The 12,546-nt window shown below is 65.7% G+C and carries 15 protein-coding genes; 2 read left to right on the top strand and 13 right to left on the bottom strand.

Features of this window, described 5'->3' with window-relative positions; all coding sequences use genetic code 11:
* The first annotated feature begins 12 nt into the window (after nucleotides 1-12).
* A complete protein-coding gene (locus ACP26O_RS32295; protein ID WP_175665841.1) occupies nucleotides 13-483 on the top strand; it encodes a MaoC family dehydratase in 471 nt (156 codons plus the stop codon).
* Here ACP26O_RS32295 and ACP26O_RS32290 read toward each other — a convergent pair.
* The 12 genes from ACP26O_RS32290 to ACP26O_RS32235 form a co-directional block, all read right to left on the bottom strand.
* The gene (locus ACP26O_RS32290; RefSeq protein ID WP_244099044.1) at nucleotides 471-1,973 is read right to left on the bottom strand and encodes an aspartate/glutamate racemase family protein; all 1,503 of its coding nucleotides are present in this window, start codon (nucleotides 1,971-1,973) and stop codon (nucleotides 471-473) included. The genes ACP26O_RS32295 and ACP26O_RS32290 overlap by 13 nt on opposite strands.
* On the bottom strand, nucleotides 1,970-3,244 hold the full coding sequence (locus ACP26O_RS32285) for a dicarboxylate/amino acid:cation symporter (protein ID WP_175665809.1): 1,275 nt from the start codon (nucleotides 3,242-3,244) through the stop codon (nucleotides 1,970-1,972). Before ACP26O_RS32285 ends, ACP26O_RS32290 begins: the two co-directional genes overlap by 4 nt.
* Before the next feature lie 183 nt (nucleotides 3,245-3,427).
* Entirely contained in the window at nucleotides 3,428-4,342 is a 915-nt protein-coding gene (locus tag ACP26O_RS32280; RefSeq protein ID WP_165754349.1) for a LysR substrate-binding domain-containing protein, read from the bottom strand.
* A gap of 135 nt (nucleotides 4,343-4,477) precedes the next feature.
* The gene (locus ACP26O_RS32275) at nucleotides 4,478-4,792 is read right to left on the bottom strand and encodes a high-potential iron-sulfur protein (RefSeq protein WP_126224345.1); all 315 of its coding nucleotides are present in this window, start codon (nucleotides 4,790-4,792) and stop codon (nucleotides 4,478-4,480) included.
* Nucleotides 4,793-4,822: 30 nt separating this feature from the next.
* The gene (locus ACP26O_RS32270; protein WP_175665810.1) at nucleotides 4,823-5,164 is read right to left on the bottom strand and encodes a cytochrome C oxidase subunit IV family protein; all 342 of its coding nucleotides are present in this window, start codon (nucleotides 5,162-5,164) and stop codon (nucleotides 4,823-4,825) included.
* 8 nt (nucleotides 5,165-5,172) lie between these two features.
* Nucleotides 5,173-5,895, bottom strand: coding sequence for a heme-copper oxidase subunit III family protein (locus tag ACP26O_RS32265; RefSeq protein WP_175665811.1), 723 nt, complete (start codon nucleotides 5,893-5,895; stop codon nucleotides 5,173-5,175).
* A complete protein-coding gene (locus tag ACP26O_RS32260; protein ID WP_175665812.1) occupies nucleotides 5,892-6,503 on the bottom strand; it encodes a cytochrome c oxidase subunit 3 in 612 nt (203 codons plus the stop codon). Before ACP26O_RS32260 ends, ACP26O_RS32265 begins: the two co-directional genes overlap by 4 nt.
* Nucleotides 6,500-8,260, bottom strand: coding sequence for a cytochrome c oxidase subunit I (gene ctaD, locus ACP26O_RS32255; protein ID WP_006751630.1), 1,761 nt, complete (start codon nucleotides 8,258-8,260; stop codon nucleotides 6,500-6,502). The genes ACP26O_RS32260 and ctaD overlap by 4 nt, the downstream gene beginning before the upstream one ends.
* Nucleotides 8,261-8,273: 13 nt before the next feature.
* Nucleotides 8,274-9,422, bottom strand: a complete 1,149-nt coding sequence (locus ACP26O_RS32250) for a cytochrome c oxidase subunit II (protein ID WP_006751631.1) — start codon at nucleotides 9,420-9,422, stop codon at nucleotides 8,274-8,276.
* Between the two features lie 332 nt (nucleotides 9,423-9,754).
* Nucleotides 9,755-10,270 carry a hypothetical protein gene (locus ACP26O_RS32245; protein WP_012372279.1) on the bottom strand — a complete coding sequence of 172 codons (516 nt, stop codon included), beginning with the start codon at nucleotides 10,268-10,270 and terminating at the stop codon, nucleotides 9,755-9,757.
* 266 nt (nucleotides 10,271-10,536) lie between these two features.
* Complete coding sequence (locus ACP26O_RS32240) at nucleotides 10,537-11,046, bottom strand: DUF1269 domain-containing protein (protein ID WP_175665813.1); 510 nt, start codon at nucleotides 11,044-11,046, stop codon at nucleotides 10,537-10,539.
* A 48-nt stretch (nucleotides 11,047-11,094) separates the two neighbouring features.
* Nucleotides 11,095-11,337 carry a DUF3820 family protein gene (locus ACP26O_RS32235; RefSeq protein ID WP_175665842.1) on the bottom strand — a complete coding sequence of 81 codons (243 nt, stop codon included), beginning with the start codon at nucleotides 11,335-11,337 and terminating at the stop codon, nucleotides 11,095-11,097.
* A gap of 63 nt (nucleotides 11,338-11,400) precedes the next feature.
* Here ACP26O_RS32235 and ACP26O_RS32230 point away from each other — a divergent pair, with 63 nt between their 5' ends.
* Entirely contained in the window at nucleotides 11,401-11,589 is a 189-nt protein-coding gene (locus tag ACP26O_RS32230) for a hypothetical protein (protein ID WP_175665814.1), read from the top strand.
* A 207-nt stretch (nucleotides 11,590-11,796) separates the two neighbouring features.
* Here the strand turns inward: ACP26O_RS32230 and ACP26O_RS32225 are convergent, their stop codons facing one another.
* Nucleotides 11,797-12,459 (bottom strand): OmpA family protein, encoded by a 663-nt coding sequence (locus tag ACP26O_RS32225; RefSeq protein WP_175665815.1) that lies wholly within the window; start codon nucleotides 12,457-12,459, stop codon nucleotides 11,797-11,799.
* Nucleotides 12,460-12,546 lie beyond the last annotated feature (87 nt).

Here is a 12,546-nt window from a genome sequence, read left to right as displayed (position 1 = left end):
CAGGAGCAGACGATGAACGACGAAGGTGGATACGATCTCGAAGACTTGATACCCGGCATGAGCGCGAGCTTCACGAAAACGTTGTCCGAGCGCGACATCTTCCTGTTCGCGAGCGCGTCCGGCGACCGGAATCCCGTGCATCTCGACGACGCCTACGCCAGTCGCACACGCTTCGGCGGCCGCATCGCGCACGGCATGTTGTCGGCGTCGGTGATATCGGCAGCCATTGCCATGCGCTTGCCCGGCCCCGGATCGATCTATCTGTCGCAGGACCTGCAATTCCGGCGCCCGGTGAAGCTCGGCGAAACGGTTTGTGCGACCGTGACCGTCAAGGAGATCGTCGCGAACCGGCGGCGCGTCGTGCTGGAAACCCGATGCGAAGTGAACGGGCTGATCGTGGTGGAAGGTACCGCGGTCGTCATGCCCACGACCGCGGCGGCGCGCAGCAAGGAAGCGGAGCACTTGCAAGGTCAGGAAGTTTGACTATCGCGCTTCAGTCGTTCGGCCGCCGGCCGGCTCGCGAAGGACATCGCATACGCAATGCACGTGCGCGCAAGCACGTCAGTCGGATCGACGAGCGTCGCCCGGCGCCCGGTCCGCGCGACATATTCGCCGCCCGGCAGCAGGATCGGCAGTTCCGTGCATCCGAGCACGATCACGCTCACGCCTTCGTCCATCAACGCGTCGATGGCCGCGCCGATATCTTCCTCGCACCGTCCGGTCGTGAAGCCGGCCTTGACACCCTGCGCGCCGTAGATCGCTTCCATCACGCGCGCCTGCAACGCCGGCGCCGGCGCCACTTGCCGCAGCCCCTGCGATTCCAGCGCCTTCCGGTAGACCCCGCTTTCGATCGTGCCGGACGTCGCCAGCACACCGACCTCCCGCAGCGCCGGATAGGTGTCGCGCAGGTGGGCGACCGTGACGGTCAGCATGTTGACGATCGGAATGCCGAGCCAGGGCTGAATCCGCTCGACGAACGCATGCGCGGTGTTGCACGGAATCGCGATGACGTCGGCATCGCCGTCCTCGAGTTTCTTGCAGGTCGCGTACAGGGAGATCGTCGGATCCGCGCCGGCGCCCACCAGGTTCTCGGTTCGATCGGGAATCTGCGGATTCTGTTCGACCAGCAGCTTGACATGGTCCTGATCGCGTGACGCCGGCGTGTTGCGCACGATCTTGTCCAGGAAATCGACGGTCGCCGCCGGGCCGACGCCGCCGACCACGCCGATCTTGAACGTCGCCGCGCGTGAACCCGGTTGCCCGGTCACCGCGTACTGCGCATACGCGAGGTTCGAATCCACGAGCGGCACGCGCTGCGGGCCGATTTCATCCGCGACCAGCGCGATCTCGGTCAGCCCCGGAATGATCACCTGTGCGCCCTGATCGGCAAGATCCTCGCACGCACGGCGCAACAGCTCGACCGGACGGCCACGAAGATTGCCGCGCTTGATGCCGTCGCGGCCGTAGATCGCTTCGGTCACGAGGTCGATCCCGTCGTGCGATCGCGGATGGACGATGTCGAATTGCGGCGCCGGGAAATACGCTTCGAAGAGTCGCTTGTCGCGCACGTAGTCGGACGCCAGCACGCCGATGCGCGTCGCGTCGGGATACTTGCGCCGCACATGGCTGCGCACCGCTTCGACGATATCCACGATCGGCAGGCTCGTGTTCGCCTTCAGCTCGTCGATGAACGTGTGGCTCAGAAAGCAAGGCAGCACGACCGTCGTCACGCCCCGCTTCTCGAACGCGCGGATCATGTCGAACACATACAGCTTGCGTTCGATGGTCGCCGCGCTGCCCGACCCCGCGCCCTTGAACGGGTATTGCTCGAAGATCGTGTCGACGTGCTCGTCGTCGGACGACGCAGGCGTCGCCTTCACCATCTTGAAGAACACGTCGGCACTGCCCAGTGGCCCGAGGCCGCCGACCACGCCGAACTTGCGCCGGGCAGTCACGCCATCCGTGTGCATCATGCGTTCTCCGGCTGATCGAATACGGCGGCGGCTTGCGACTTCGCCGTGCGCCGGCTTTCCCACTTCGCGATCACCGCCGTCGCCACGCTGTTGCCGATCACGTTCGTCATCGTGCGGCCCATGTCGAGAATCTGGTCGATCGCGAGAATCATCGCGACGCCGGCCACCGGCAGATGGAACATCGGCGCGACCGCCGCGACCACGACCACCGAGCCGCGCGGCACGCTCGCCATCCCCTTGCTGCTCAACATCAGCACCAGCAACATGAACACCTGCTCCGACACCGGCATGTGCACGCCGAACGCCTGCGCGATGAAGATCGCGGCAAACGCCTGATACATCATCGAACCGTCCAGGTTGAACGCGTAACCGAGCGGCAGCGTGAAACCCACCACCTTCTTGTCCACGCCGAACTGCTCGAGCTGCTCGGTCAGGCGCGGATAGGCGGCCTCGCTGCTCGCGGTCGAGAAGGCGATCAGCGCGGGTTCGCGCACGGCCTTCAGCAGGCTGCCGACGCGTCGCCCGAGAAACACGTAGCCGGCGCCGATCAGCAGCGTCCAGAGGACGAGCAAACCGAGATAGAACGCGCCGATCAGCTTGCCATACGTATAGATCACGTCGAGCCCGCGCAGCGTGACCGACGCGGCGATCGCACCGAATACGCCGAGCGGCGCCACGCGCATCACGTAGTTCGTCAGGCGCAGCATCACCGGCACCATGCCGTCGATCGACTGGATCACGACGCCGACCCGCTTGTCGTGCTTCAGTGCGCTCAGCCCGATGCCGAGAAAGACCGAGAACACCAGGATCTGCAGGATGTCGTTGCGCGCCATCGCGTCGAGCAGGCTGGTCGGGAACGCATGCGTGATCACGTCCCGCGCGTTCAGCGCGGCGGTATTCAGACCGGTGCCGACCTCGCCGGCGGATGCCGCGAGGTTCAGGCCGGCGCCCGGCTGCAGCGCATTGGCCATGACGAGGCCGAGGCTCAACGAAATCAGCGACGCGCAGACGAACCACCCGATCGAGCGCAGGCCGATGCGGCCGACGTCCTCGCCGCTGTCCATGCCGGCCAGGCCGGACACGAGCGTGACGAACACCAGCGGCGCGATGATCATCTTGATCAGGCGCAGGAAGATGTCGGTGACGATCGAGAAATAGCCGGCGACGGTTTTGAGCGTGGCCGGGTCCGCGATGTGGGTGTGGCACGCATAACCGGCGACGACACCGAGGATCATGCCGACTGCAATGCTGAAGGTAAGGCGATTTTTCATGTCCATCCGTCCTTGGGTGGCGCCCTGCCGCCGGCGGCGGACGAGCGCTGCGAAGAAGGCCGCGCGACGCCGGTCACGCGTCACGATTGCCGTTGGAACGAATGGTAGGGACGGTCGATAAAACCGTGATGCCGGTGCAACATGGCGGTATGCGAGTCCCGCATAAGGCGGGAAAACCCCGACTCAGCCGAGCCGGGAAGGCGCCGCGCGCAGGTGCTGCCACAGCGTATCGAGGAATTCACTGCGGTTGGACACGTCGCGATACACGCGCAGCTCGACTTCCAGGTTCCACGCCGCGGGCCCGGCCGGGACGAGTTCACCGGCCGCCAGCTCGGCGGCGATGGCGCTGCGGGGCAGCCACGCGACGCCCTCGCCTTCCATCACGAGTTTCTTCAGCACCTCGGCCATGTCCGACTCGTAGTGCAGTTGCAAGGCCGGCGTATCGGGGGCGCGGCCGAGCAGCAGCGCGAGACAGCGGCCGAAGTAGCTGGTTTCCGTATAGGAGATCAGCGGCAGCGGGCTCTGCTTCGTTCCGGGCAGGCGAAACGCGGGCGCCGAGCGCCGGTTCGGCCGGCATGCCGGCATCAACGTGTCGAGGCCGACCGTCAAGTGCGCGTACTTCGCCGGGTCGAGATGGAGTGGCAGCTCGGGATGGTGATAGGCAAACATCAGCTCGCAATTGCCATTGACGAGCATCAGGATCGAGTCATGGACGTTGGTCGGAATGACGCGCGCCCGCACTTCGCCGAAATGCGGGGCGAGTGCCTTGAGCCAGCCCGGCAGGAAACTCAGCGCGATCGTGTGGCCCGCGGCGATCTGCAGGCTCTTGCCGGCAATCCGTTGCTCGGTGCGGATGATGGCCCGCGTGTCGAACAGGCGGCTGAGCACGTCTTCGGCGGTCTCGCGAAACAGCCGGCCCGCCGGCGTCAGCACCGGCGGAAAGCTGCTGCGGTCGATCAGTTCCGCGCCGATCCACTGCTCGAGCGACTGGATGCGACGGCTGAAGCCCGACTGCGTGACGTTGCGAAATTCAGCCGCACGGGAAAAGCTTTGATATTGAGCGAGCGCGAGGAAGTCCTCGATCCATTTGATTTCCATGATGGCCTTGGCGGGTCGCGGGCGGAGCGGCCCGCGCGTCACCCAGGTCATGGCGAAGCGCAGGCCGACGGACGCTCACATTGTATGTGCTCGCTCCGGTGCGCCGCGCGGGCAGCCGTCACGCCGCCCTGCTCGCTACGCCTTTTTCGCATAGGCACTGCACCAGCCTTTTGCATTGACCTGCTTGCCGCCGAAAATGGCGCACGGCGCCATCGCGGCATCGGCCTTGCCCTGATAGAACTGGCAATTCGCACAGGCCTCGCCCGGCTGAAATTTCGGGAACTTCTTACGGTCGACCCGGCTCGCGTCGGTCTTGTAGCCGAGCGCCTGCGCGTTTGCATCGGATTCCTGCACGGCAACGGCATCCGCCGCCGCCGCGCGACGGCCCACGGCCAGCGCGGACGCCAGCACGGTCGTGGCTGTAATGAAACGTCGGCGTGAAAATTTCATGAGAGTCTCCCTTGAACGGATGCCCGCGGATCAGTGAAAGAAGAGTGCCCGCATGCCGAACGTGTGATGCGCTTCGGCGGCCATCAGCACCATGAGCACCAGCAGGCACAGCGGCGGCACCAGGATCGCGTACACCAGCGCCAGCCGCTCCCACATCATGTGCATGAAGATCGACACGATCAGCCCGGCCTTCGCGATCATCAGCACGACGATCAGTACCCAGCGCAGCAGGCCCTGCACGTGGAAGTAGTCCACCAGATACGACAACGTGCTCAGAACGAACAGCAGGCCCCAGATTTTCAGGTAGACGCCGATCGGATGCTGCTGGCCGTGCGCGGCGTCGGGTCGATCGGCGGAATCGGTGTGGTCCATGGCCTGCCTCACCACAAGTAGAACAACGCGAAGATGAACACCCACACCAGGTCGACGAAGTGCCAGTACAAGCCGGCAATCTCGACGATCTGGAAGTTGCCGTGCTCGGTGAACCCCGGTTGCAGCACCTTGCGTGCGATCAGCAGCAGATAGATCACGCCGCAGGTCACGTGAAAGCCGTGGAACCCGGTGATCGTGAAGAAGCACGCGCCGAACTGCGCCGCGCCCAGCGGGTTGCCCCATGGCCGGATACCTTCATGGACGATCAGCTTGGTCCATTCGAGCGCCTGCATCGACACGAAGGCCGCGCCCAGCAGCGCGGTCGCCAGCAACAGCACGGCGGCGCGTTTGGCGTTGCGCCGGTAGCCGAAGTTGACGGCCATCGCCATCGTGCCGCTGCTGCTGATCAGGATGAACGTCATGATCGCGATCAGCAGCAACGGCACATCCACGCCGCCCACCGTGAGCCCGAATACCTTGGACGTATCGGGCCACGGCGCCGTGGTCGAGATGCGCACCGACATGTAGCCGATCAGGAAGCTGCTGAAGACGAAGGTGTCCGACAGCAGGAAGATCCACATCATCGCCTTGCCCCACGGCACCTTGAAGGCTTCGCGGTCGCCCGCCCAGTCGGTGACGATGCCGCGCCAGCCGTCGGGCCCGGCGTCGGCGGGGGCGATGTCGGCCGATTCGCCGACGGACGGTTCGGTGGGGAGCGTGGGCACGGTCATGGCGCGGCTCCATACAGCGGCCCGCAGATGGCGGCGACGATCGCGGGGGTCATCCACCACATCGCCGCCAGCAGCACGAGCCAGACAGCCAGCAGGAAATGCCAGTAGGTCGCGCACAGCGCAATGGCGCGCTGGGCCCGGAACGGGTCCGCGCGCCGCACAAGCGCGATCGTGACGACCCAGGCCACCAGCCCGCCCAGCACATGCAACCCGTGCAGGCCGGTGAGCAGGTACAGGAAGCTGTTGGAAGGATTGACGGTGACGGTCTGCCCGGCGGCGGACAGCATGCGCCACGCGGTCAGTTGCCCGATCACGAACAGCGCCGCCAGCACGCCGCCGGATACCAGCCACACCGTGCGGTGCAAGGACATCCGTCGGGCGCGCTGCATCGCGATGCTGGCCAGCACCAGCGCACCGGTGTTCCACCACAGCAGCACCGGATGCGGGATCGGCTGCCAGTCGGGCTCGCGCATGCGCATCCCATAGGCGAGCAGCAGCAGGGCAAACAAGGTCGTGGCCACCGCCATGAAGACGATCAGGCCCGTGCGGCCCGCATTCGGCAAGACCGGTTGCGCGTCGGGACCGAAGGGGCGCGGCAGCGTGGTCATTCGTGTGCCTCGCCGGAGTGAAGCGTCGGCCGGGCCGGCGCGGGCTCGGGCGCCGTCGCGGGCGGCCGGTTCTGCGGGACGAAGTCTTCCGCCTCCCCTGCGGGACTGTATTCGTAGGCCCAGCGATAGACGACCGGCAGCGCCGCGCCCCAGTTGCCGTGCGCGGGCGGCGATTGCGGCGTCTGCCATTCCAGCGTGGTGGCCCGCCACGGGTTGCCGTCGGCCCGCTTGCCGTGCACGAGGCTCCACGCCAGGTTGAACAGGAACAGCAGCTGCGCCACGCCGACGATCAGCGCAACGACGGTGATGAACGCGTTGAGCGTCTGCGCCGAATGCGGAATGAAGCTGTAGCCTTCGTACGCGTAATAGCGTCGCGGCATGCCGAGGACGCCGAGATAGTGCATCGGGAAGTAGATCGCATAGGTGCCGACGAAGGTGAACCAGAAGTGCAGGCGCCCGAGCGTGTCGTTCAGCATGCGGCCCGTCACCAGCGGATACCAGTGGTAGAGGCCGCCGAACACCACCAGGATCGGCGACACGGCCATCACCATATGGAAGTGCGCGACCACGAAGTACGTGTTCGACAGCGGAATGTCCACGCTCACGTTGCCGAGGAACAGCCCGGTCAGCCCGCCGAGGACGAAGGTGCTGATGAAGCCGATCGCGAACAGCATCGGCACGGTCAGGTGGATATCGCCGCGCCACAGCGTCAGCACCCAGTTGTAGACCTTCAGCGCGGTCGGCACCGCGATGATCAGCGTCGTGGTGGCGAAGAAGAAGCCGAAGTACGGATTCATGCCGGCGATGAACATGTGGTGGGCCCAGACCACGAAGCTCAGCGCGCCGATCATGACGATCGCCCACACCATCATCCGGTAGCCGAAGATGCTCTTGCGCGCGTGCGTGCTGATGAGGTCCGACGCGATGCCGAACGCCGGCAGCGCGACGATGTAGACCTCCGGGTGCCCGAAGAACCAGAACAGGTGCTGGAACAGCAGCGGGCTGCCGCCGGCATGGTTGAGCGTCTGCCCCATCGACACCACGGCCGGCACGAAGAAGCTGGTGCCGAGCGTCTTGTCGAACAGCATCATCACCGCCGACACGAACAGCGCCGGAAACGCCAGCAGCGCCATGATGGTCGCGGTGAAGATGCCCCACACCGTGAGCGGCATGCGCATCAGCGTCATGCCGCGCGTGCGCGCCTGCAGCGTGGTGGTGACGTAGTTCAGGCCGCCCATCGTCGCCGCGACGATGAAGATCGCGAGCGACACCAGCATCAGCACGATGCCCCATTCCACGCCCGGTGTGCCCGGCAGGATGGCCTGCGGCGGATACAGCGTCCAGCCCGCGCCGGTCGGCCCGCCCGGCACGAAGAAGCTCGCGGTCAGCACCAGCACGGCGAGCAGATAGACCCAGTAGCTCAGCATGTTGAGGAACGGGAACACCATGTCGCGCGCGCCCAGCATCAGCGGGATCAGGTAGTTGCCGAAGCCGCCGAGGAACAGTGCCGTCAGCAGGTAGATCACCATGATCATCCCGTGCATCGTGACGAACTGGTAGTAGTGGTTCGCGTCGATGAACGCGAACTTGCCCGGGAAGCCAAGCTGCAGCCGCATCAGGTTCGACAGCACCAGACCGACGAGGCCGATGGCGATGGCCGTCAGCGCGTACTGCACGGCGATGACCTTGTGGTCCTGGCTCCACACGTAGCGGGTCCAGAAACTCTGCGGGGCGTGATCGGAATGCGCGTAGGTCATGGGGTGTGCTCCGCTAGCGCTGCGCGGCACTGCTGGCGTCCGGCCCGCCTTGCGCCTTGATATAGGCCACCAGTGCGGCCAGTTCCTGATCGCTCAGGTCGAAGTGCGGCATGATCGGCGAGAAACCCTTCACGACGCGGGCCGTCGGGTTGGTGATGAACGCGCGCAGATAGGCGTCGTCCACCTTCGCGGTGCTGCCGTCGGCCATCGTTTCGGTCTTGCCGTACAGGCCCTTCCACGTGGGGCCGACGCGCGGCGTGCCGTCCACGGTATGGCAGGCGATGCAGCCCTTGGCCGCCGCGAGCGCCTTGCCCTGGTCGGCCAGCGCCTGGGCGCTGCCGCCCGCGGCGGCCGGGGCAGCCTGCACGTTCGCCTGCTGCCGCTGCGTGAACGTGGGCTGCCGCGCGAGCCAGCGCGAGAACGCTGCTTCGTCTTCCACCACCACCACGCCGCGCATGTTCGAGTGCCCGATGCCGCAGAGTTGCGCGCACAGGATGTCGTAACGCCCGGCCTTGGTCGGCGTGAACCAGAAGGTCGTCACCATGCCGGGCACCATGTTCATCCGCGCGCGGAACGGCGGCACGTAGAAGTCGTGCAGCACGTCGCGCGACCGTGCCAGTACCTGCACCGGCCGGTTGAGCGGCAAGTGCACTTCGGACGCGTCGATCAGGTAATTGTCGCGGCCGTTGGGGTCGCCGGGGTTCAGGCCGAACGGGTTGGCGTCGCTGATGTAGCGCACGTCCGTCGTGCCCAGCTTGCCGCCGGGGCCAGCGAAGCGGAAGCGCCATTGCCATTGCTGGCCGAGCACTTCCATCTGCAGCACCTTGTGCGGCGGTCGTACGTAGTCCGCATAGACGAACAGCCCCGGTGCCAGCAGTGCAGCCACGCCGACCGAGGTCAGGCCGATCAGCCACCATTCCAGCCGCCTGTTGTGCGGCTCGTAAGCGGCGCGACGGCCGCTGCGATGCCGGTAGCGCAGCAGGGCGAGCACGATGAACAGGTTGATCGCGATGAAGAACGCGCCGGTGATCACGAGCGTGATCGTCAGCATGTCGTCCATGCGCACCCAGTTCGACGCGATCGGCGTGATCCACCACGGGCTGGCAAAGTGAAACCCCACCGCCACTGCGATGATCAGGACCAGAGCAATCGCAAGGGCCATAGGCCGCCTCGCTGCGTGTCACGCACTCGAGCCGTCGACACGACGCTGCTGGCGTCGTCGCGCCGCGTCGGCGCATTTCGCATTCGTCGTATCGTCCGCGCCGGCACCTGTGCCGGGACCGCTTCGCGACACGCTGCCCACGACGGCTCTTAAGAAAAGGTAGTCCTCTGCCCTGCATCGTGCAAGGCGGCGAAACGCGCAGACGCATGCCGCGCACGACCGGCGCGAACGGCGACGTCGCATGCTGCGATGCGATGCAAAAACGGCCGCCTCCGGCAGAGATTGCCGACGCGGCCGTCTATCGGGCCGGAGGGATGTTCAGCGCCGGCGCGTCACTCCATCCTGCTCGGCCTGCGCCATCGCTCCAGCTGGCCATAGGCGACGGCCGCAACCACGCCGAACAGCAGGTTCGCCAGCAAGGGGCCGGAACCGCGCTCCGAGATGAACCACGGGAACACGGCCGTCATCACATAAAAGTTCCACAGGTACGCGACGAGCCCGAACGCCAGCCCGATCACCGCCTCCATGCCCACGCTCGAATCGAACCGGAAAGGCGCCATGATCGCGGCGAGCATCATCCCCATGAGCGCGCCGAGCACGTAGTGCAGCAGCAGCGCCATCGCGACGATTTCGAGGTTGAATTGCGACAACTGGCTGAGCGCACCGCGGCCCATCACCATCGCGGCGATCTTGTGGGTCGGCCGCCACGGGCTTTCATGGAGCACCAGCGTCGACCAGAAGAATTCCAGCGCGATCACCAGCGCACCGCCCGCGAGGCCGGCCACGGCGGCGGAAACCCAGTCCGGCGTGCGCCGTTCCCAATGGTGCGATTGCATGTGCAGTTCCATATGACCTCCTTGCTGACGGTTCAGCTTCAGCACTCAGGTTCAGAACGCGCCCTTCGCGTCAAAAAGTATGTCGCCGTGTGCGATTCGAAATCGCCGGCGCGAGCCGGCGCAGCGCATCGCCACACGTTCGTCCCGCGATTCGGCAACGCCACAGGCAGCCGCGTCGAAACGCAACGCAATGCCGCCCACGGTCGCGGCAACGCGAACATGCGTCCGACGAATCGCGTCGACGAGCGCGGGTGTTCGCGTGTGCCGGTTTTGGCGTGTCAGGGGAAGATCGGCGTCGTGGGCTCGCCGCCTTCCATGTCCGCCTTGGGAAAATGCTGGGCGACCATCTGCGAGATTTCCTCCTCTCGCAGCGGCGGCACGTCGGCCATGATCAGGATCTGGCCTTCGCGGATGGCCTCGCGAAAGCGCGCGAGTCGCCCATTCGGTTCGGCAATGCCGATCATCGCGGCCGTCCACGCGCCGAAGCCCGCGCCCGCCACCGTCAATCCGACGACGGCACCGCCCGCGATCACGAGCTGCGCGGGAGGGAATACCAGCGCGACGAGACCGATGAGCGCGCCTGTCGCGCCGCCGAGTGCGACGCCGCGCTCGAGCGCGTGCACGACATCGCTGCTTTGCAGCAGCGATGCTTCGGGCAACTCATCAAGCGTGACGCTGTGATCGGCGAGAACGTGGATATGGCGCCAGATGATGCGGGCGCGCAGCAAGTCATCGACGATCGCCTTCGCCATCTGCGTATCGGGTACGAGAAAATAAAGGCGTCTCATGTTGGCACCCCTCTTTTGCCAGCGGTTTATCCGCGACAGAGCCTTTTGTTATTTTATGTCAGCATCGGCGGGTGGATAGCCGGGTTTGCGCAGGGGCGCCAGCAGTTCCCTCAGACCGTTATGGTCGATCTCGTGCATCAGCGCGAGCTGTCGGCCGAGTTCGCCGCGCGGGAATCCTTCGCGCGCCAGCCAGTTGAGGTAAGGCCCGGGCAGGTCGGCAAGGAGTCGGCCCTTGTATTTTCCGAAGGGCATGGTAACGGTGACAAGGCATTCAAGGTCTGGGGCTCGCATGCCGGTATTGTGCACGTTTGGCTGCTAGACTGGAATTTCCCCCTGCAAACCCTGGAGGGAATCATGATGTCCGTGTACGTCGTGAAGACCGGCGAGCAATTCCTCTGCACTGCCGAGGACGGCGATATCGGCATGGCACCGGCGATTGAAAATGCCACGTCCTTCGGTTCGTATGAGGAAGCCGAAAAAGCGGCAAATAAGCATGCCGACCCCGGATACGAAATCGTGGCTGTCTGCGTGATCCGGCACTGATCGGCTGCCCGGTGCGGTTGATCGCTTGCGTGCCGGACGCAAGTCGCCGTGCGGCAGCGTCGTTCATGCGACGACGACGGCGACATCGCGCACGCACCGCGTGACGCATTGCCTTCGTCGACATCGCGCATCCAAGCACGGCACCACCGCCGCAAGCGCGCCGTACGGTTTCGACGACCACGCGTGCGGCGACCCGATCGCCACGTCTTACTTCTGCAGCGAGATTTCCACCCGGCGATTGCGCGCCCGCCCTTCGACGGTATCGTTCGATGCCGCCGGATTGGTTTCTCCATGCCCCGTCGCGGCAAACGCATCCGCCTTCAGCCCGTGTTCGCGCAGATACCCCGCGACCGCATCGGCGCGACGCTTCGACAGCGCCTGGTTATGCGCATCCGAGCCGGTCGCGTCGGTATAACCGTCCACTTCCACGCGCGCGAAATGCCGGTCGCCTTGCTGGTTCAGCAGCTTGTCGAGCGCGGCGGTGGCGGCCGACGTCAGCACGGCCGAGTCGGTCGCGAAATAGGCATCGCCGGTGAGGCTCACCTTCTCGACCGCGGCGGGCGCGGGCGCGGCAGCCGCGGCGACCGGCGCGGGGGCCGCGCCGCACTGGAACACCATCGAGTGCGGATCCGCGCCGTCGCGATACGGCGTCGTGGCATCGACCACGCGCACGGCGTCGTTGCCGCACATGCGCGTCGCGACCTTCATGCAGGTCTTCGCGCTCGACAGGATGCCGTGACAGTCGACGCGGAAGGTGCGGATGCCGTCACGGGACTGCAATTCGTATGCGTTGTACGTCGGCCCCGACGCGCTCGAACAGGCAGCGAGGGAAACGACGGACGCCAGCAGGGCAAGATGGATGTTTTTCACTTGATTACTCCGAAAATGCGATGGGCGCAGCGCGTGCGGCGCGATGGCGCGGCCGCATCCGCGTGCGGTTGCGTTCGGCGCGGTCCG

This window comes from Burkholderia sp. R-40, assembly GCF_049942845.1.
Lineage (GTDB): Bacteria > Pseudomonadota > Gammaproteobacteria > Burkholderiales > Burkholderiaceae > Burkholderia > Burkholderia ambifaria.
The sequence above is the reverse complement of the archived record's forward strand: the minus strand, read 5'-3'. Positions and strand labels throughout refer to the sequence as shown.